Raw genomic sequence first — 21,275 nt, 5'->3', positions numbered from 1 at the left:
ACTCGGGCAAACTGCATCTCTGATTATTCCAACGACTGAGAGGACTGAAGATGGTTCTGCGCTCGGAAATTCTGGTGAACAAAAACGTGCTCCCTACTAAAGAACAAGCTCTGCCTGGCCGCGAAACCCCCATGACCGTGCCGGAAAAACACTTCGTCCACGACGCCCCGCTACTGGGCCCGTTCGCGATGGACGTGGATTTCGCGATCTTCGGCCTTGGCTGCTTCTGGGGCGCGGAACGCAGGTTCTGGCAGCGTGAAGGCGTGGTCAGTACGGCCGTGGGTTACGCTGGCGGCTTTACCCCGAACCCGACTTACGAAGAGGTCTGCTCCGGCTTGACCGGCCATAGCGAAGTCGTGCTGGTGGTCTACGAGCCGGCAAAAGTCAGCTACGAAGAGCTGCTGAAGATGTTCTGGGAACTGCACAACCCGACCCAGGGCATGCGCCAGGGCAATGACCTGGGCACCCAGTATCGTTCGGTGATCTACGCGACCAACCCGAGCCAACTGGAAGCCGCGAAAAAAAGCGCACAGGTATTCCAGGTCGAACTGACCAAGGCCGGCAAGGGCATCATCACTACCGAAATCGACGAAGCGCCGACGTTCTTCTTCGCCGAGGCTTATCACCAGCAGTACCTGGCCAAGAATCCGGAAGGGTATTGCGGGATTGGCGGTACGGGCGTTACCTGCCCGATCTGATTTGGCGCAAAGTCTTATGTAGGAGCTGGCTTGCCAGCGATGGCGGCGGGAAGCCTTACGGTGATCTCCCGGCCGCCATCGCCGGCAAGCCGGCTCCTACAGGCCGAGCATTACTCGGCAATCAACCAATCCATCCGCCACCCGCCCTGCGTCTGCCCAAGCTTCTCGGACAACCACGGCAGCAACTCGCGCAACTCTTCCTCCAGCCCCCACGGCGGATTGGCAATCGCCAAACCGGAACCGTTCAGACTGTTAGGCGTATCCAGCGGATGCACCAGCAACTCCACCCGCAACAACTTCGGCGCACCGGTACCGGCCAGGTCCTGATAGAAACGCCGCAACGCGCGCTGATCCTTCACCGGGTACCAGATCGCCGCCACGGTCTGGCGCATCCGCCCAACCGCCTCTTTCAAGGACGCCGCGCAGCGCTGCATCTCGTCGAGTTTTTCGAAAGGCGGATCGATCAACATCACCGCCCGCTTCTCCGGCACCGGCAGCAACGCCCGCGGCACATGCCAGCCTTCGCCAAGATGCACCTTGACCCGCCGATCACCGGCCATGTTGTCCTTGAGCAACACGCCGTCTTCCGGGTGTTTCTCATTGAGCAGCACACGGTCTTGCGGGCGAGTCAGGCGCCGCGCCAACTCCGGCGACCCCGGGTAATAGCGCAACTGGCCATCCGGGTTCATCTCGTGCAGCACCTGCATGTAATCAGCGGTCAGGATCGGCAGGTCCGGCTGATCCCACAAACGCGCAATGCCTTCCAGGTACTCACCAGTACGGCTGGCCTGATCGCCTTGCAGGTCGTACAGACCAATGCCGGCGTGAGTGTCGAGATAGGCAAACGGCTGCTCCTTGCGCGACATCAGGGCGATGAGGCGGGTCAAGGTCAGGTGTTTGAACACATCGGCGTGATTGCCGGCATGGAAGGCGTGGCGATAATTCATGGTTGCTCCTGCGAAGGCCGGCAAGTTTACCTTTTACCGGCCAGCAAGTCAGGACCTCGCAGCTGAGTGGCGAACCCGCCCCGCGTCCACCTGTGAGACTTGCGAGGTATCTGTAAGTCGCAAGCCGCTACCTGCGATATTCTTCTCCAAAAAAAAATATCGAAATAAAATACAAAATCCAACCAGCATAAAAGCAGTTTTTTATTATTTTTTTATATGTTTTCGCTAGGATCCCGAAGGCAATTAGAAATAATTAAAGACAGAAAACTAATTGAAAAAATATCAATGAAAGCGCTGGCTCCAGAGCTCCAAGCCCTGAAAATTCTACCCGCCAATCCCGACCACGAGGGCCGCCGGGCAACACAAGATATTGATGAGAAATCGCATAAATTGAAAGCACTAAAAAAAGCAAAGAGGTGCCACCTAGCAGCAACTTCAATCGTAGTGGCGCCTCCTTCAAAATATTGAAGTTTCCTGCGTCGTATATTTTATCCTGCATGAAAGACAACGCCCTCCTTCTATTCGCGAGAAGCCATCCTCATCCAACACTCCGCATTTTTTGCATTGTTTCATTTTAGGCTTCATTATTCACGATCCATCTATTCATATAGAGGAGTTGTACAGTCCTTGCGTGTCATCGCATTACTTCTGGGTGCCGCGCTGACGCGCAAGTGCTGGTACGGTGCGTGGGAGGGGGCTGAGGATTTTTGGAATTAACTCCCAATCCAGCACAAGCCCCCCTGAATTGCAGCGCCTCTGCGTTCGTTGGAGACTGCAGAGGCCGATTAGACAATCTCCATTTCAACCAACGTTGCGAGGCAGAACAGAATAAATAGCAGGACGTTCACAGATAATGACTGGCTAAGCGCAGGACCTGTGGTCGTTATATCCAGCCTACAATTACACCAATGCCACCGAATAACAAAAACAACCCACAAAGGATTAATATTCCCCAGCGCCAAATGACAAGCTTGCGTTTAATTGGAGCCGGTAGATTGTCTATATCCTCGGCACTGAGAGAGCCACTTTTAATATGCCGTCCGGGGAACGCGACGAGCGCTGCTATTCCCGCAATCAAATGAAAGTTCCCCCACGCTCCGAGATGCCGATAATGGGATAAAGCCATGACTGCAGTGCTATTTTTCAGATGCTTGAGCATCACGTCCATCTTGGTGTAGGCCAAGTAAAGGGCGAACCCTATCCAAATGAAGATCATCAGGAAAATCGCGCCACCGAAAAGGCCAAAAGCAAATTTTGCAGGGCTCATTTACGCATCTCGTAAATAATGTCTCCCAATGACTCACCAAGCCTGTTACCCACCGCACCACCTACTAACGATCCCGCCGTCACCACCACCACGCCACATACTAAGGTTCCGATTCCGGCCGAGGTCACGCCAACCGCGAGACAAATCCCACCAACAGTCTTAGCTGTTAAGGTCGCACCTATTAGAGCACCGCCTGCAATTTCGCCGGTGAAGCTCCCCGCTTCAGTAAATTTAACTCGCTTACAGGCCTCCGTATTGCCCGCCGCGCACACATCTTGAACCTTGAGGGCAGATACTCCACCACCTACGGCCGTCCCGACCCAGCCGCCGTACTTGAGGTACTTGGAAGCCTTCGCCACCCCCTCCAGATGAGTGGCGTACCCCGGCATCTGCCCCACGCCGCCGGCCTCCGTCCAGCGATGAACCAGACTGGGAGGCGAAAGGAACATTGCACGATTCAAATTGGGGTGGTCGGGTAAGCCGATACCTTTGCGCGTCAGGCTTGTCAGGTGGATATCGAGTTGAGCGAGCAGCTTTTGGCGCTCTGCCAGAAACGTCGGTGAACTCAGATGGCCATCGCGTAGGAATGAATGCTGATGCAACGCTTCGATTTTCTTCAGGGTGTCGCTGACGTTATCCAGATTGTTTTTCAGAACACTCGCGCCGACGCCGATTGCGGTAGAGCCATGGCCCAGGATGCTCTGGATGGCATCACGGTGCTGCACCATGAAATCCGCCTCTTCCGGGCTGAGTGTTTCAAGCACCTGATTGGTCCTGGCCGCCACGTCCATGAGCAGGGCTTCTTCACGGGTGCACTGGTGGTTGTTGGGGTCGCTCAGCACGATCATCGAGCCGGCTTTGACGTCGCGCAGGCTGGGATTGAGCAGCTTGAATTTGCCCATCACCGCCGGGTCGCGCAGGGTGAACAAGGAGGCTTCGAGCTGTTCGCGGGTGGTGCTCTTGGGCACGATGTAGAAGCCAGGCTCCTGGGCGGCTGCACTGCCCAGGGGCACTGGCTTGGGAGTGCTCGTCGCAGACGCGAAACCGGCTGGCCGTGGCGCTGCCGGATTGCCGGCGAGAGGTGTGGTCGGTTGGGACGCAGCCCTTGTGGTCTGGGGCGCAGCACTGTGGCTCGATTCATACGTGGCGTTGAACACCGACGGGATCAACCTGGCTCTGCACGGGCAGGTGCTGTAGCTGTCCAGCGAGCCCGCCACGATCCTGCCATGACTGTTGATGTAAGAGACGCCTCCCACGATCTTGTAGGTTTCGTCGTTTTTTCCGCAGGATACGCGGTCGCCTTCACGCGCATGGGCGATACCAAACATCATGACGCGTGTGTCGGCTTCCAACACCTTGCCGCCGCAAGTGGTCTCGTCACCCAGGCGAATGAAATGTCCTTTGGCCATTGCTGATCTCCCTCTCTACGGGCGCCCCAGTCATTGAAAGCGCACCACTGTTAACCATCGATAAGCCGACTCGGGGTGAGTGGCCTAACGCAAAGTACGTGGACAGAGAGGAAACTCAAGATGGTCGAGAAAATCAGGAAATGCCTTACGAGTTGCACGGAAAAGGACCACGGAAACTGGAGTACTAATGCCTGTTTTCGATCCTGGCTTGCCAAAAAAAGGCCCGCACTATCAATCGGCGAGCCATTTTTTACATGAACGAATTCGATTCATAGGCGACGTCTACGCCCCCGCCGAAGACCGCCCCCGCAACCGCCGCCCAACCACATCCAGCACATCGCAGCCATCGCGCAACGGAATGGCGCAGAGCAAGGCAAAGTCGCTGAGGATAAAAGACTCGCACTCGATGGAGCCCCGCATCGACAGGTTTTCAAGCACTTGGGTCACTGCGCGGATTCGGTAGTTTGCAGCGTCGGTAAGGATGTCGAGTGGCGCGTGGGTGTCGACGAACAGTGTGGGCATGTCGGTGCAGTTGCTGGTCAATGCCATGAAGCGATTGTCGGGATGGGGGATCGGATTTTCGTAGGGTGGATCGGGATTTATTGATTTCATTTTTTATGCTCCAAGACGCAAATATGGCTCTCCCGGTCTTGAGAGGTTCCTACACCCCGTCACTGAACAGTCAATGACCACCAAAGACTATCCATGAAACCTACGCTCTACCAGTTCATGGAAACCGCTACGTCTTGAAGGAAACGTCCTAGGACCTTGACCGGAAATTTCGCAAGACTGACGATGCTGCAGACTCAGATCTGAATTCGGCCCCAAAAAAAACGGCCCATCTCCTGTAGGAGACGGGCCGTTTTTTGTGAACGGTCAGAGCCTCAGCTCATCCCCATCACTTGTTCATACGGAAGTCTGCCTCGGCAGCAGCGAAGCGCGAAAGCATGCCGGTAGTCGGCGTACCCAGCTTGCTGACGATGTAGATCGCCAGGCTGGCGAAGATGAAACCAGGGATGATTTCGTACAGGCCCAACAGTTCGAAATGCTTCCAGACGATCACGGTGATCGCGCCGACCAGGATACCGGCCAGTGCGCCGTTGCGGGTCATGTCTTTCCAGATCACGGAGATCAGTACGACCGGACCGAATGCGGCGCCGAAACCAGCCCAGGCGTAGCTCACCAGGCCCAGTACGCGGTTTTCCGGGTTGGCTGCCATTGCGATGGCGATCAGGGCAACCAGCAGCACCATGGCGCGGCCGACCCAGACCAGTTCAACCTGGGAAGCGGATTTACGCAGGAAGGTCTTGTAGAAGTCTTCGGTCAGGGCGCTCGAGCACACCAGCAGTTGGCAGCTCAGGGTGCTCATGACCGCCGCCAGGATGGCCGACAGCAGTACACCGGCAATCCATGGGTTGAACAGGATTTTCGCCAGTTCGATGAACACACGCTCGTGGTTTTCGCTCACGGGACCGGCCACGTCAGGGTGCGCCGAGAAGTAGGCGATACCGAAGAAGCCAACCGCCACAGTGCCGCCCAGGCACAGGATCATCCAGGCCATGGAGATGCGACGGGCCTTGGCGATCGACTTCACGGAATCGGCTGCCATGAAACGCGCCAGGATGTGCGGCTGGCCGAAGTAGCCCAGGCCCCAGCCCATCAGCGAGATGATGCCGATGAAGGTGGTGTTTTTCAGCATGTCGAAGTTGCTGGCGTCTTGCGCTTCGATGGCCAGGAACGTGGTGTCAACGCCACCGGTGGCCAGCAGCACGATGATCGGCGTCAGCAACAGGGCGAAGATCATCAGGGTCGCTTGTACGGTGTCAGTCCAGCTGACCGCCAGGAAACCGCCGACGAAGGTGTAGGCAATCGTCGCCGCAGCGCCGGCCCACAGCGCAGTCTCGTAGGACATGCCGAAGGTGCTTTCGAACAGGCGGGCGCCGGCCACGATGCCGGAAGCGCAGTAGATGGTGAAGAACACCAGGATCACGACGGCGGAGATGATCCGCAGCAGGCCGCTTTTGTCTTCGAAACGGCTGGAGAAGTAGTCTGGCAGGGTCAGCGCATCGCCGTTGTGCTCGGTCTGCACGCGCAGACGGCCAGCGACGAACAGCCAGTTCAGGTAGGCACCGACGATCAGGCCGATGGCGATCCAGCTTTCGGACAGGCCGGACATGTAGATGGCGCCCGGCAGGCCCATCAACAACCAGCCGCTCATGTCGGATGCACCGGCGGACAACGCGGTCACGACGCTGCCCAGGCTGCGACCGCCCAGGATGTAGTCGGAAAGGTTGTTGGTAGAGCGATAGGCCATGAAGCCGATCAGCACCATTGCTGCGATGTAGATCACGAACGTGATCAGGGTTGGATTGCTTACGCTCATTTAAGTGACGCCCTGGCTTTGTTTTTATGTAGCAGCGGCTGGTGAATCGCTGGCAAACGGTGATGTTTGACAGACGATCCGGGATCCCGCGCATTTATGACCGATGTTTCCCCAGGAAAGCCATCAGCCGGAGCAACCGAATATGCTTCGGGTTGCACCTTGGGCGCGAATGCTATTCAACAAAGCAAATAAGGTGCAACCAGTTTCTCGAGAATAAGTTGCACCCAGTCGGAAATAAACTTTAAACCCTGTTTCTTGCTCCTTTTCGGAGCAAGAAGGAGGACCGCCCGCACAAAAAGCACCAAGCGGAGACGGAACTTGCGTACCAGAATTTAATTCCTGACGAGCTGCGTAACATTCCGACAAAAAAAGGGTTGCACCCGGTTGCACCTCAACAGTCGCGCGGCTAATCTTGCCGCCAGCTGATGCCACGCAGTCGTGGCAAACATGAGGATAAAAACATGGCTACCACCACCCTTGGGGTCAAACTTGACGACCCGACCCGCGAACGCCTCAAGGCTGCCGCGACCTCGATTGATCGCACGCCGCACTGGCTGATCAAGCAGGCAATTTTCAATTACCTGGAAAAACTCGAGGGTGGTGCAACCCTGTCCGAGCTGAACGGTTTGACCAAGGATTCCGACGACAGCGTCGACGCGCCTCTGGATCACGCCCACCAGTGCTTCCTTGAGTTTGCCGAAAGCATCCTGCCGCAATCGGTCCTGCGCGCTTCGATCACCGCCGCCTACCGTCGCCCGGAACCCGAAGTGGTGCCGATGCTGATCGAGCAGGCTCGCCTGCCGGCGCCGATGGCCGAGGCCACCAACAAGCTCGCCGCCTCGATCGCGGAAAAACTGCGCAACCAGAAGAGTGCTGGCGGCCGTGCTGGCATCGTTCAGGGCCTGTTGCAGGAATTCTCCCTGTCGTCCCAGGAAGGCGTGGCGCTGATGTGCCTGGCCGAAGCGCTGCTGCGCATTCCGGACAAAGGCACCCGTGATGCCCTGATCCGCGACAAGATCAGCACCGGCAACTGGCACCCGCACTTGGGCAACAGCCCGTCGTTGTTCGTCAACGCCGCCACTTGGGGCCTGTTGCTGACCGGCAAGCTCGTATCCACGCACAACGAAGCAGGTCTGACGTCGTCCCTGAGCCGCATCATCGGCAAGAGCGGCGAGCCGATGATCCGCAAGGGCGTCGACATGGCCATGCGCCTGATGGGCGAGCAGTTCGTCACCGGCGAAACCATCGCCGAAGCCCTGGCCAACGCCAGCAAGTTCGAAGCCAAGGGCTTCCGCTATTCCTACGACATGCTCGGTGAAGCCGCACTGACCGAGCACGATGCGCAGAAGTACCTGGCCTCGTACGAACAAGCCATCCACTCGATCGGCAAAGCGTCCCACGGTCGTGGGATTTATGAAGGCCCGGGCATTTCGATCAAGCTGTCCGCCCTGCATCCGCGTTACAGCCGTGCGCAGTACGAACGCGTGATGGACGAGCTGTACCCGCGCCTGCTGTCGCTGACCCTGCTGGCCAAGCAATACGACATCGGCCTGAACATCGACGCCGAAGAAGCCGACCGCCTGGAGCTGTCGCTGGATCTGCTCGAGCGCCTGTGCTTCGAGCCGCAACTGACTGGCTGGAACGGCATCGGTTTCGTCATCCAGGCTTACCAGAAGCGTTGCCCGTACGTGATCGACTACGTGATCGACCTGGCTCGCCGCAGCCGTCACCGCCTGATGATCCGCCTGGTGAAAGGCGCGTACTGGGACAGCGAAATCAAGCGCGCCCAGGTCGAAGGCCTGGAAGGCTATCCGGTCTACACCCGCAAGGTGTACACCGACGTGTCCTACATCGCTTGCGCACGCAAACTGCTGTCGGTGCCGGAAGTCATCTACCCGCAATTCGCTACGCACAATGCCCACACCCTGTCGGCCATTTATCACATCGCCGGTCAAAACTATTACCCGGGCCAGTACGAGTTCCAGTGCCTGCACGGCATGGGTGAACCGCTGTACGAACAGGTTGTAGGCAAAGTTTCCGAAGGCAAGCTGAACCGTCCGTGCCGTGTGTACGCACCGGTCGGTACCCACGAAACCCTGTTGGCCTACCTGGTACGTAGACTGCTGGAAAACGGCGCGAACACCTCGTTCGTCAACCGCATCGCTGACCAGTCGATTTCGATCCAGGAACTGGTAGCCGACCCGGTAGCCAGCATCGAGCAGATGGCGACCGTGGAAGGTGGTTTCGGCCTGCCGCACCCGCGCATTCCGCTGCCGCGTGACCTGTACGGTTCCGAGCGCGCCAACTCAAGCGGCATCGACATGGCCAACGAACATCGCCTGGCGTCGTTGTCCTGCGCCCTGCTGGCCACCGCGCACAACCACTGGAAGGCCGCGCCGATGCTCGGTTGCGCGTCCAGCAGCGAAACCCCTGCGCCAGTGCTGAACCCGTCCGACCTGCGTGACGTGGTTGGCCATGTACAGGAAGCGACCGTCGAAGACGTCGACAACGCGATCCAGTGCGCCCTGAATGCCGCGCCGATCTGGCAGGCCACCCCGCCAGCCGAACGCGCCGCAATCCTGGAACGCGCCGCCGACCTGATGGAAGGCGAGATCCAGCCGCTGATGGGCCTGCTGGCTCGCGAAGCCGGCAAGACCTTCGCCAACGCCATCGCCGAAGTGCGTGAAGCCGTGGACTTCCTGCGCTACTACGCGGTACAGGCACGCAACGATTTCACCAATGACGCCCACCGCCCTCTGGGTCCAGTGGTGTGCATCAGCCCGTGGAACTTCCCGCTGGCGATCTTCAGTGGCCAAGTGGCTGCGGCACTGGCAGCCGGTAACCCGGTACTGGCCAAGCCTGCGGAACAGACTCCCCTGGTTGCTGCGCAAGCCGTGCGCCTGCTGCTCGAAGCCGGTATTCCCGAGGGCGTGCTGCAACTGCTGCCGGGCCGTGGCGAAACCGTCGGTGCCGGCCTGGTCGGCGACGATCGCGTCAAAGGCGTGATGTTCACCGGTTCCACCGAAGTGGCGCGCCTGCTGCAACGCAACATTGCCGGTCGCCTGGATAGCCAGGGTCGTCCAATTCCGCTGATCGCCGAAACCGGTGGCCAGAACGCGATGATCGTCGACTCTTCGGCACTGACCGAACAGGTTGTGATCGACGTGGTCTCCTCGGCGTTCGACAGTGCCGGCCAGCGTTGTTCGGCCCTGCGTGTCCTGTGCCTGCAGGAAGATTCCGCCGACCGCGTGATCGAAATGCTCAAGGGCGCCATGGCTGAAAGCCGCCTCGGCAACCCTGAGCGCCTGTCCGTGGACATCGGCCCGGTGATCGACGCCGAAGCCAAGGCCGGCATCGAGAAGCACATCCAGGCCATGCGCGACAAAGGTCGCAGCGTGTACCAGGTGGCCATCGCCGATGCCGAAGAAGTCAAACGCGGCACCTTCGTGATGCCGACGCTGATCGAACTGGAAAGCTTCGACGAACTGCAACGGGAGATCTTCGGTCCGGTGCTGCACGTGGTGCGCTACAAGCGCAAGGACATCGACCAACTGATCGCTCAGATCAACGCTTCCGGCTACGGTCTGACCCTGGGTGTGCACACCCGTATCGACGAGACCATCGCCAAGGTGATCGACAACGTCAATGCCGGTAACGTCTACGTCAACCGCAACATCGTCGGTGCCGTGGTCGGCGTGCAACCGTTCGGCGGCGAAGGCCTGTCGGGTACTGGCCCGAAAGCCGGTGGCCCGCTGTACCTGTACCGCCTGCTGTCGACCCGTCCTACCGATGCGATCGAACAATCCTTCGCCCGTGGCGACGCGATTGCCGCACCGGACGTTCGTCTGCGCGACGCCATGAGCAAGCCGCTGACCGCCCTGAAAGCCTGGGCCGACAGCAACAAGTTCGCCGACCTGAGCACCCTGTGCGTACAGTTCGCCGCACAATCGCAAAGCGGTATCACCCGTTTGCTGGCCGGCCCGACCGGCGAGCGCAACAGCTATGCGATCCTGCCGCGCGAACACGTGCTATGCCTGGCGGAAGTCGAAGGCGACCTGCTGACACAACTGGCGGCGGTATTGGCTGTCGGCGGTTCGGCGGTATGGCCGGAAGCCGAGCTGACCAAGGCGTTGTTCGCCCGCCTGCCGAAAGACATTCAGGCACGCATCAAGCTGGTGTCCGACTGGAACAAGGACGAAGTGGTGATTGATGCGGTTCTGCATCACGGCCACTCCGACCAGTTGCGCGCGGTTTGCCAGCAAGTGGCCAAGCGTGCCGGTGCCATTGTCGGGGTTCAGGGTCTGTCGCAAGGTGAAACCAACATTGCGTTGGAGCGATTGGTGATCGAGCGGGCGTTGAGTGTTAACACGGCTGCGGCGGGTGGTAATGCCAGCTTGATGACCATCGGCTAAACCGCAACAGGAGCGGGCAGCTGCGGCTGCCCGATCTTTGGAAGCAAGATCAAGAGATCGCAGCCTTCGGCAGCTCCTACACTGGAATGCGTTTCCCTGTAGGAGCTGCCGAAGGCTGCGATCTTTTGCTTCTCCATCACGTTCATCAATCATCCTGTTCAACCATTATTCTCACGCCTAGACTCGGCCCATCCCAACAAAAGGTAGGCCGCCATGTCCGAGACGTTGCTCAGTTCCCGCAATCTGGCTTTCGAGCTGTACGAAGTCCTCGATGCCGAGGGCCTGACCCAGCGTGAGCGTTTTGCCGAGCACAATCGCGAAACCTTCGATGCCGCCCTCGGCACCGCCCGCAACATCGCCGAGAAGTTCTTCGCCCCGCACAACCGCAAGGGTGATGAGAACGAGCCGCGCTATGAAGACGGCAAGGCGATTCTGATTCCGGAAGTGAAACCGGCGGTGGATGCCTTCCTTGAGGCCGGTTTCCTCAATGCTGCGCGCAGTTTCGATGCTGGGGGCATGCAGTTGCCTACGCTGCTGTCCCAAGCCTGCTTCGCGCACTTTCAATCGGCCAACGCGGCGACGACTTCCTATCCGTTCCTGACCATGGGCGCGGCGAACCTGATCGAAAGTTTCGGCACGGAAGAGCAGAAGCGCCGCTTCCTGCAACCGATGATCGACGGTCGCTTCTTCGGCACCATGGCCCTGACCGAACCCCATGCAGGCTCGTCGCTGTCGGACATTCGTACACGGGCCGAGCCTGCGCCGGACGGCACCTATCGACTCAAGGGCAACAAGATCTTTATCTCCGGCGGCGATCATCCGCTGTCGGAAAACATCGTGCACATGGTCCTGGCCAAGCTGCCGGATGCACCCGCCGGGGTGAAGGGCATTTCGCTGTTCATCGTGCCCAAGTTCCTGGTCAACGATGACGGCAGCCTGGGTAAGCGCAACGACGTGCTGCTGGCCGGTCTGTTCCACAAGATGGGCTGGCGCGGCACTACATCCACCGCGCTGAACTTCGGCGATAACGGCGAGTGCGTCGGCTATCTGGTGGGCAAGCCGCACCAGGGCTTGAGCTATATGTTCCAGATGATGAACGAGGCGCGAATCGGCGTCGGCATGGGCGCGGTGATGCTCGGCTACGCCGGCTACCTGTATTCGCTGGAGTATGCCCGCGAGCGCCCGCAGGGTCGCGTGCCGGACAGCAAGGACCCGAACACCGCTCCCGTGGCGATCATCCAGCACGCCGACGTCAAACGCATGCTCCTGACGCAGAAGGCTTACGTCGAAGGCTCGTTCGACCTGGGGCTGTACACCGCCCGCCTGTTCGACGACACCACTACTCTTGAGACCGAAGCCGAACGCAAGCAAGCCCATGAACTACTGGACCTGCTGACGCCCATCGCCAAATCCTGGCCGTCGGAGTTTTGCCTGAAAGCCAACGAGCTGGCGATCCAGATCCTCGGCGGCCACGGTTATACCCGCGAATATCCGGTTGAGCAGTACTACCGCGATAACCGCCTCAACCCGATCCACGAAGGCACCCACGGCATTCAGTCGCTGGACCTGCTGGGGCGCAAACTGGCACAGAACGGCGGCGCGGGGCTCAAGCAACTGATCCGCCTGATCGCCGACACCGCAGAGCGCGCACAGCCCCATGATTCGCTGACCGCACTACGTGAGCCGCTGGAGAAATTAGTGGCGCGCCTGCAATCCGTAACCATTGGCCTGCTGACGGACCTGGCCCAGGGCAAGGTCAATAGCAGCCTGGCGAACTCGGCCTTGTACCTGAAAGTGTTTGGCCATGCAGTGATTGGCTGGCGCTGGCTGGAACAGGCGATTCGTGCCGAGGAAGGGCTGGCCAAGGGGAATGCGGCGGATGTGAGCTTCTATAAAGGCAAGTTGCAGGCGGCGCGCTATTTCCTGACCTGGGAAGTGCCGGGCTGCCATCATGAGCTGGCGATTCTTGAGGCTCGGGATGATGTTTGCCTGGACATGCAGGACGAGTGGTTCTGATCTGCGCCTTGTGCAGCCTTTGAAATCCAATCGCTGGCAAGCCAGCTCCTACAGGTTTTGCGTTGAACACAAAATTGGTGAACAACAAAAATCCTTGTGGGAGCCTGCTCGCGATGGCGTCAGCGCAGACAGCACATCAGCTCAGTTTGAAGCCACCCATCTGCCGCGCCAGATCATCCGCCAGGCGCTGCAACGTCTGACAATCCTCCCGACAAGCCCTGACCTCCCCCGCCGTCGCCCGGGCCAGATCGGAAATTCCCTGCACGTTGCGATTGATCTCCTCGGTCACCGCCGACTGCTCTTCAGTCGCCGTCGCCACCTGGTGGTTCATGTCGCTGATGCGTTCTACCTGCCCGGTAATTGCCGTCAACGAGGCCCCGGTGCGCTGGCTCGACTCAACCCCCGTGCCCGTGGCCGCCTGCCCGGAATGCATCGACGACACCGCATTCTCCGCACCCTGCTTGAGGCTGCCGATCATCTGCTGGATCTCATCAGTGGAAGCTTGGGTACGTCGAGCCAAGGTGCGCACTTCATCGGCAACCACCGCGAACCCGCGCCCCATGTCCCCGGCCCGCGCGGCCTCAATGGCAGCGTTGAGCGCCAGCAGGTTGGTCTGTTCGGAGATCCCGCGAATCACCGCCAGCACCTGATCGATCGATGCCACCTGGTTGGCCAACTCGCCCACTGCGCTGGCGGCGACACCGATTTGGTCGGACATGCTTTCAATATGGCGGATTGAACCGCCGACCACTTCCCGCGCCTGCATGGCTTCATCCCGGGCATTTTGCGAAGCGACTGCCGCGTTGCCGGCGTTTTGCGCAATTTCCTGCACGGTCAGGCCCATTTCGTGGACGGCGGTGGCGACCATGTCCGTCATCTCCTGCTGTCGCCCGGAACGCTGCGCAGTGTTGTCCACCACCCGCGCCACCTGCCCGACCGCGCTGCGCAAGCGTTCGCTGGTGGCCAGCACTTCGCCGATCATCTCGCGCTGGCTGTCAAGGAATCGATTGAACCCGCGCGCCAGATCGCCCAGCTCATCGGCGCGGCTGGAATCCAGCCGATGGGTCAAATCTCCACCACCGCTACCGATGGCGACCAGCGCCGCTGTTACCTGACGAATCGGCCGTACCAGGCCACGGGCCAGCAACACCACCAGCAACAGACACACCAGAGCTACCGCCAGGCCGATACCGCCGCTCATCCACATGGCGCGACGGGCCTCGGCGTAGATTTGCGACTGTGGCACTTCGGCCACCAGGGTCCAGCCGAGATCGCGAAGGGGCAGGCTCAATGCCAGGAAATCTTCGCCATCGCGCTGGAAGCTGCTGTTGGTGCCGCTTCCTTGACTCATGACTGCTTGCGCCGCAGAGCTACCCAACTGTTCAGCCAAGGTGCGCTTGCCGCTGAATTGCGCTTCAGGATGGACCTGGATCAAACCGTCGGAACGCACTAGATAGACCTTGCCACGCTCACCGAAGCTGAAGTTGTGAATCAGCTCGGACAGCGCCTTCATGCTCAATCCCAACCCGGCAACGCCCACAACCTTTCCTGCCTTCTCGACTTTCAGGTCGATGAAAAGCGCCAATTCTCCGGTGGCCGTGTCGTTGTCGATATTGAGAGTGCGCGGCTGGTTACTATCGAGAAACGAGTAGTACCAGGCGTCTTTTGGATTGGAACGACTGAGGGTCCGGTCCAGGCCTTTTTCGTTGAAGTAATGATTGGACGCGGTGCCGACAATAATCGTGGTAAAGGCCCTGTGCTCGGCGCGGATGCCTTCGAGATAGGTCGTAAAGGTGTCGACCTGGGCACTGTCTTCACCCGCGGCCAGCCAATCGCGCACCATGCTGTTGCTGGCGATGTCCTTGGCGGCGGTGAGGGGTTGGACAAGGATGCGTTCGATGTCGTTGCGCATCGCTTCGATGCTCGACGGCAGCGCCTGTTCGACCAGATAGCGCTGGGCGAGGCGGTTGACCACGAGGGTATAAACGCCAACCACGATCACGATGCTGACCAGCAGGGCGGTGCCCATGCTCAGGATCAATTGCCACTGAATACTGCGACGCCAGAACTGCATGGAGCACCCCCAAAGAATAAGAGGCTGAAACACTGCAACAGCCGTGCCGATTGTATACAACTCAACCGACAATTTATTCTTTGGTTGTGCGCAAAGTCGATCAGGCCTGATTGATCGTCTTGGAGATCACTTCAACCGTGGCGCTGACTTGCTCTTGGTAACGGTCGAGTTCCTGCTTGTGCTGCTTTTGCATTTCGATCTGCTGGGAACACAGATTCATCGCCGCCAGCACCAGCAGTCGGTCGCCGATCAGGGTCGGGTACTTCTTTTTGGTGTCGGCCAAGGCAGCCTTCAACATCAACGCGGCGTCCAGCAGGGTCTGCTCTTCCCCGGCCGGTGCCTTGATCGAATAGTCTTCCCCCAGGATCGAGACGACTTTCACACCTGGGCCGTAACTCATGCGTTGACAGGGCCAGCGCTGACGCGCTCAACCAGGGCCTGGATGCGTGCCACGGTGGCGCCTTGCTTCTCTTCCTGTTCCATCAGGCTCAGTTGCAGGCTTTCGTTTTCGTCCTTGGCCTGGGCCAGTTCGGCGCTCAGGGCCTGGTTGGTGCCGACCAACGACTGGTTCTGTTGCACCAAGTCGCTGACCAGTTGTTCCAATTGGCTTAGGGATGCTTCCAACATTATGATTTTCCGGGCATTTTCAAAGGGCGCGTACGATAAAGAAAAGTCACGGTGGATGCCAGGGTTATACGGGCGCAAGGCCTTGATTATCCTGACCAGTGACCATTCTCGCGAACTGTAGAGACTGTGATTGGCCCATCTGGTTCCTGCACTTCGTCGCCCTGCCGCAAATCAGCGAGCGCCGAGCGGGTAACCCTGAAAAGCTTTTTGACAGCATCACATTTCAACAGGTTAGAATCGCTGGCACGCAGACTGCATGGTCAGTTTGTGCCCGCCTTTCAGCCTTCCGGAGTACTGCCTTTGAATGCGACGACCATCAACAGCCTGTTCTTGATCGGCGCGTTGCTGGTAGGTGCGAGCATTCTGGTGAGCTCACTTTCGTCGCGCCTCGGCATCCCGATCCTGGTGATCATCCTGGCCGTGGGCATGGCGGCAGGCGTCGATGGCGGCGGCATTATCTTCGACAACTACCCCACCGCTTATCTGGTCGGCAACCTGGCATTGGCGGTGATCCTGCTCGACGGCGGTTTGCGTACCCGCGTGTCGAGTTTCCGCGTGGCGTTATGGCCGGCGCTATCGCTGGCCACGGTCGGGGTGTTGATCACCACCGGGCTGACTGGAATGGCTGCGGCCTGGCTGTTCGACCTGAACCTGATCCAGGGTCTGCTGATTGGCGCCATCGTCGGCTCAACCGATGCCGCGGCGGTATTTTCTTTGCTGGGCGGCAAAGGCCTGAACGAACGGGTTACCGCCAGCCTGGAGATAGAATCCGGCAGCAACGACCCGATGGCGGTGTTCCTCACCGTCACCCTGATCGACATGCTCGCCAGTGGCCAGACCGGCCTGCACTGGAGCCTGCTGACCCACCTGTTGCGCGAGTTCGGCATCGGCGGCGTCATCGGCCTCGGCGGCGGCTGGCTCATGCTGCAACTGGTCAACCGGATCAATCTGGCCACCGGCCTCTACCCCATCCTGGTCATCGCCGGTGGCCTGGTGGTGTTCGCCCTGACCAACGCCCTGCATGGCAGCGGCTTTCTGGCCGTGTACCTGTGCGGCCTGGTCATTGGCAATCGGCCAGTGCGCAGCCGCCACGGCATTTTGCACATGCTCGACGGCATGGCCTGGCTGGCACAGATCGGCATGTTCCTGGTGCTGGGGCTGCTGGTCACGCCCCACGACCTGCTGCCGATTGCATTGCCGGCGCTGGGTCTGGCGCTGTGGATGATCCTGTTTGCCCGGCCGTTGTCGGTGATGGTCGGCCTACTGCCGTTCAAGGCGTTCCATGGGCGAGAGAAAGCGTTCATTTCCTGGGTCGGCCTGCGCGGTGCGGTCCCGATCATTCTCGCGGTGTTCCCGCTGATGGCGGGCCTGCCCAACGCCCAGCTGTATTTCAACCTCGCCTTCTTTATCGTGCTGGTGTCGCTGCTGGTGCAAGGCACAAGCCTGCCGTGGATCGCCAAACTCCTGAAGGTGACCGTGCCGCCCGAGCCGGCTCCAATCTCCCGCTCGGCCCTGGAAGTGCATGTCACCAGCGAGTGGGAACTGTTCGTTTATCGTCTCGGCGCGGAAAAATGGTGCATCGGTTCGCCCCTTCGCGAACTGAAAATGCCGGAAGGCACGCGCATCGCCGCCCTGTTTCGTGGTCAGCAACTGCTCCATCCGTCGGGTAGTACGGTGCTCGAAGTCGATGATTTACTGTGTGTTATCGGCCACGAGCACAACCTTGCGGCCCTCGGAAAACTGTTCAGCCAGGCACCTCAGCGCGGCCTCGATCTGCGTTTTTTCGGCGACTTCGTACTCGAAGGAGACGCCCAGCTGGCCGCGGTTGCTGCCCTGTACGGGTTGAAGGTCGAAGGCATCGATCCGAGCATGTCGCTGGGGCACTTCATTGCCCAGAAGGTTGGGGGCGCACCCGTGGTCGGTGACCAGGTTGAATGGAACAACACCATCTGGACCGTTGCAGTCATGGACGGGAACAAGATCGGCAAAGTGGGCGTCAGATTCCCCGAAGGAAGTCGCCCGGGTCCGGGACTCTTCCTCTAAACTCCATTCTTCGTCTCGTTTTCGATCGGTCACTATGTCAAGCCTGCGCACCTTTTTCGTCATGGTCCTTCTGGGCCTGAGCCTTTCTGTCGGTACATTACAAGCAGCCGAACCGCCCACCCGCGAATCCGTGCAGGCAAGCCTGGACAAGATCGCCGACCGCAAGCTGCCGGAAGCCGATCAGAAGGCCCTGCAATCGGTCCTGCAAAGCACGCTGACACAGCTCAACAACCAGCGCGACTACGAGCAGAAGCTGGTCGACCTCAAGCAACAACTGGCGACCGCTCCCAAACTGACCATCGAGAACCAGCGTGAACTGGCCCGCCTGAAAGCCAGCAGCGTGCTACCGGTGGCGCAACGCTTTGCCAAAGAGTCGATTCAGCAGCTTGAGCAAATGCTCACCGAACGCGCGACCCAGCAAAGCGATCTGCAAAAAGCCCTGGGCGACGCCAACAGCCTGATCATCACCGCCCAGACTCGCCCCGAACGCGCCCAAGCGGAAATTTCCGCCAGCCAGACGCGCATCCAGCAGATCAACAACATCCTCAAGGCAGGCAAAGACGCCGGCAAGACCCTGAGCCCCGAGCAGCGCGACCAACTCAATGCCGAACTCACGGCCTTGAACGCCCTGATCCCGCTGCGCCGCCAGGAACTGGCGGGCAACACTCAACTGCAAGACCTGGGTAACAGCCAGCATGATCTTTTATCGGAAAAGTCCGATCGCCTGGACCAGGAAATTCAAGAGCTGCAAAACCTGATCAACCAGAAGCGCCTCGCGCAGTCCCAGGAAACCGTCACCCAGCAATCGATCGAAGCGCAGAAGGCTGGCGGCAGCAGCCTGCTGGCGATCGAAAGCACGGCCAACCTGAAGCTCTCGGACTACCTGCTCAAAAGCACCGACCGCCTCAACGAAGTCACTCAGAAAAACCTGCAGACCAAGCAACAGCTGGACAGCCTGACCCAGAGCGATTCAGCCCTGGACGAGCAAATCAACGTGCTCAAGGGCAGCCTGCTGCTGTCCAAGATTCTCTACAAACAGAAACAGGCCTTGCCACGCCTCAGGGTCGACCGTGACCTGGCGGACCAGATCGCAGACATTCGCTTGTATCAGTTCGAAGTCAGCCAACAACGGGAGTTGCTCAGCAACCCGGCCACCTACGTCGACAACCTGCTGTCGACCCAGCCGCCGGAACAGGTTACCCCGCAGCTGCGCAAAAGCCTGCTGGAGTTGGCCACTACCCGGGCCGACCTTCTGGAACGACTGAACCGCGAACTGAGCGCGGTGCTCAACGAATCCATCACCCTGCAACTGAACCAGAAGCAACTGCTCAGCACTGCGCAAAGCCTGCGCGCGACACTCGATGAGCAGATGTTCTGGATTCCCAGCAACAAGCCACTGGACCTGGAGTGGATGCGCGCTGTGCCGGAACGCCTGAGCCGTCAGGTTGATACCCTGCCCTGGGCCTCGAGCCTGAGTGAACTGGTCGACGGCCTGACCCAGCGCCCACTGCTGTTCCTGCCGCTGGCGTTGCTGATTGGCGCACTGCTGTGGCGACGCAAGCAGCTGTATGCGCGCCTGAACAAAGTTCACCAGGACATCGGCCACTTCAAGCGTGACAGCCAGTGGCACACGCCCCAGGCCATTCTGATCAACATCCTGCTGGCGATGCCGGTGTCGCTGGGCCTCGCCCTGTGTGGCCTGGCCCTGCAGATCGACGCCCGCGGGCAGAACGCGAGCATGGGCGCGGCATTGCTGCAAATGGCCGGAGCCTGGCTGGTGTTCTACACCGCCTACCGAATCCTCGCACCGGCTGGGGTCGCGGAACTGCATTTCCGCTGGGAAAAGCCCCAGGTCGAATTCCTCCGCGGCTGGGTCCGTCGCCTCGGCATGGTGGTAATGGCGCTGGTCACCGTGGTGGCGGTTGCCGAACTGCAACCGGCGGCATTGGCCGATGACGTGCTCGGCATGCCGGTGGTACTGATTTGCTACGCCCTGATGACCTGGCTGCTCAGCCGTCTGTTGATCAGCAGCCCGACCCACGAGAACGCCTCGCTGTTCCGCAAGGTCCTGGGCATCCTGTTTACCGCGCTGCCCATCGCGCTGTTCGTGGCTGTGTGCTTTGGCTACTACTACACCGCGCTCAAGCTCAGTGACCGGCTGATCAATACCCTTTACCTGCTGATGTTCTGGCTGGTGATCGAAGCGACCTTCGTGCGCGGCCTGAGCGTGGCGGCACGTCGCCTGGCTTACCAGCGCGCCCTGGCCAAGCGCCAGGCGGCGAAAGAGGCCGGCGATGGCGAAGCGGTCATCGAAGAACCGACGATGGACATCGAGAAGGTCAACGAACAGTCCCTGCGCCTGATCCGCCTGGCGCTGCTGGGCGGCTTCATCGCCGCGCTGTACTGGGTCTGGGCCGACCTGATCACGGTGTTCTCGTACCTGGACAACGTCACACTCTACGAATACACCAGCGGCACCGGCGCCAACATGAGCATGGTGCCGATCAGCATCGGCGACATGCTCGGCGCTCTGATCATCATCGGCATCACCTTCGCCCTGGCGCGTAACTTGCCGGGCCTTCTGGAAGTGTTCGTACTGTCGAAGCTGAACCTGGCCCAGGGCAGCGCCTACGCCACCACCACCCTGCTGTCCTACGTGATCGCCGGTGTCGGTTTCGTCTCGACCCTGTCGACCCTCGGCGTGAGTTGGGACAAGTTGCAATGGCTGGTCGCGGCGCTATCGGTAGGCCTTGGCTTCGGCATGCAGGAGATCTTCGCCAACTTCATCTCCGGCATCATGATCCTGTTCGAACGCCCGGTGCGGATCGGCGACACCATCACCATCGGCAACCTGTCGGGCACGGTGAGCAAGATCCGTATCCGCGCCACCACCATCACCGACTTCGACCGCAAGGACATCATCGTCCCGAACAAGACGTTCATTACCGGGCAACTGATCAACTGGTCGCTGACCGATACCATCACCCGAGTGACGCTCAAGCTCGGGGTCGACTACGGCTCGGACCTGGACCTGGTGAAAGAACTGCTGTTGAAAGCCGCGCGGGAAAACCCGCGGGTGCTCAAGGAACCCGAACCCCACGTGTACTTCCTGAACTTCGGCGAAAGCACGCTCGACCACGAGCTGCGCATGCATGTGCGCGACCTCGGCGACCGCAATCCGGTGCTCGATGAGGTCAACCGCTTCATCAACCGCGAATTCAAGAAGCAGCACATCAACATCTCGTTCCGCCAGATGGAGGTCTACCTCAAGAATCTCCACGGCCAGGAATACAAGATGGTGCCGATCGAGCCGGAAACGAAAACCATTGTGCCACTGGTCGATGGCAAGCCGGCGCAAGAACCGCCCGCCGCCAAACTCGACTAACCGGCCATTCCCCA

At 59.7% G+C, this 21,275-nt stretch carries 14 protein-coding genes and 1 pseudogene; 5 read left to right on the top strand and 10 right to left on the bottom strand.

The features are described from left to right. Positions 1-50 precede the first annotated feature (50 nt). Positions 51-698: a peptide-methionine (S)-S-oxide reductase MsrA gene (gene msrA / locus ACYP2Q_RS13335; RefSeq protein ID WP_459730880.1), complete on the top strand. Its 648-nt coding sequence runs from the start codon at positions 51-53 to the stop codon at positions 696-698. A 110-nt stretch (positions 699-808) separates the two neighbouring features. Here the strand turns inward: msrA and ACYP2Q_RS13330 are convergent, their stop codons facing one another. From ACYP2Q_RS13330 to putP, 6 genes are all read right to left on the bottom strand, one after another. After that, positions 809-1,645, bottom strand: a complete 837-nt coding sequence (locus ACYP2Q_RS13330) for a 23S rRNA (adenine(2030)-N(6))-methyltransferase RlmJ (protein WP_459730878.1) — start codon at positions 1,643-1,645, stop codon at positions 809-811. A 253-nt stretch (positions 1,646-1,898) separates the two neighbouring features. Further along, the gene (locus ACYP2Q_RS13325) at positions 1,899-2,153 is read right to left on the bottom strand and encodes a hypothetical protein (protein ID WP_459730876.1); all 255 of its coding nucleotides are present in this window, start codon (positions 2,151-2,153) and stop codon (positions 1,899-1,901) included. Positions 2,154-2,528: 375 nt separating this feature from the next. Further along, positions 2,529-2,912, bottom strand: coding sequence for a hypothetical protein (locus tag ACYP2Q_RS13320; protein WP_459730875.1), 384 nt, complete (start codon positions 2,910-2,912; stop codon positions 2,529-2,531). Continuing rightward, positions 2,909-4,321: a PAAR domain-containing protein gene (locus ACYP2Q_RS13315; protein ID WP_459730874.1), complete on the bottom strand. Its 1,413-nt coding sequence runs from the start codon at positions 4,319-4,321 to the stop codon at positions 2,909-2,911. The genes ACYP2Q_RS13320 and ACYP2Q_RS13315 overlap by 4 nt, the downstream gene beginning before the upstream one ends. A 282-nt stretch (positions 4,322-4,603) precedes the next feature. Continuing rightward, the gene (locus ACYP2Q_RS13310; protein ID WP_459730873.1) at positions 4,604-4,933 is read right to left on the bottom strand and encodes a hypothetical protein; all 330 of its coding nucleotides are present in this window, start codon (positions 4,931-4,933) and stop codon (positions 4,604-4,606) included. A gap of 286 nt (positions 4,934-5,219) precedes the next feature. Continuing rightward, the gene (gene putP, locus ACYP2Q_RS13305) at positions 5,220-6,704 is read right to left on the bottom strand and encodes a sodium/proline symporter PutP (RefSeq protein ID WP_459730872.1); all 1,485 of its coding nucleotides are present in this window, start codon (positions 6,702-6,704) and stop codon (positions 5,220-5,222) included. 461 nt (positions 6,705-7,165) lie between these two features. On the opposite strand from putP, the gene putA reads away from it, so the two are divergent. Together putA and ACYP2Q_RS13295 are read left to right on the top strand one after the other, a co-directional pair. Then, positions 7,166-11,116, top strand: a complete 3,951-nt coding sequence (putA, locus tag ACYP2Q_RS13300; protein ID WP_459730871.1) for a trifunctional transcriptional regulator/proline dehydrogenase/L-glutamate gamma-semialdehyde dehydrogenase — start codon at positions 7,166-7,168, stop codon at positions 11,114-11,116. A gap of 213 nt (positions 11,117-11,329) precedes the next feature. After that, entirely contained in the window at positions 11,330-13,132 is a 1,803-nt protein-coding gene (locus tag ACYP2Q_RS13295; protein WP_459730870.1) for an acyl-CoA dehydrogenase, read from the top strand. 136 nt (positions 13,133-13,268) lie between these two features. Here the strand turns inward: ACYP2Q_RS13295 and ACYP2Q_RS13290 are convergent, their stop codons facing one another. The 4 genes and pseudogenes from ACYP2Q_RS13290 to ACYP2Q_RS13275 form a co-directional block, all read right to left on the bottom strand. Beyond that, the gene (locus ACYP2Q_RS13290) at positions 13,269-14,000 is read right to left on the bottom strand and encodes a methyl-accepting chemotaxis protein (protein WP_459731042.1); all 732 of its coding nucleotides are present in this window, start codon (positions 13,998-14,000) and stop codon (positions 13,269-13,271) included. 132 nt (positions 14,001-14,132) lie between these two features. Beyond that, positions 14,133-15,161 (bottom strand): annotated as a pseudogene (locus ACYP2Q_RS13285) (HAMP domain-containing protein); the annotation flags it as partial. 145 nt (positions 15,162-15,306) lie between these two features. Beyond that, positions 15,307-15,606, bottom strand: a complete 300-nt coding sequence (locus tag ACYP2Q_RS13280; RefSeq protein WP_046819903.1) for a cell division protein ZapA — start codon at positions 15,604-15,606, stop codon at positions 15,307-15,309. Further along, complete coding sequence (locus ACYP2Q_RS13275) at positions 15,603-15,833, bottom strand: hypothetical protein (RefSeq protein ID WP_459730868.1); 231 nt, start codon at positions 15,831-15,833, stop codon at positions 15,603-15,605. Before ACYP2Q_RS13275 ends, ACYP2Q_RS13280 begins: the two co-directional genes overlap by 4 nt. A gap of 300 nt (positions 15,834-16,133) precedes the next feature. On the opposite strand from ACYP2Q_RS13275, the gene ACYP2Q_RS13270 reads away from it, so the two are divergent. Together ACYP2Q_RS13270 and mscK are read left to right on the top strand one after the other, a co-directional pair. Next, positions 16,134-17,876: a potassium/proton antiporter gene (locus tag ACYP2Q_RS13270; protein WP_046819904.1), complete on the top strand. Its 1,743-nt coding sequence runs from the start codon at positions 16,134-16,136 to the stop codon at positions 17,874-17,876. Between the two features lie 34 nt (positions 17,877-17,910). Beyond that, positions 17,911-21,261, top strand: a complete 3,351-nt coding sequence (mscK, locus tag ACYP2Q_RS13265; protein WP_459730867.1) for a mechanosensitive channel MscK — start codon at positions 17,911-17,913, stop codon at positions 21,259-21,261. Positions 21,262-21,275: the final 14 nt, after the last annotated feature.

The sequence above is a fragment of the Pseudomonas sp. MHK4 genome (assembly GCF_054600775.1).
Note: the sequence above shows the minus strand (reverse complement) of the source record. Positions and strands in the feature narration are given on the sequence as shown.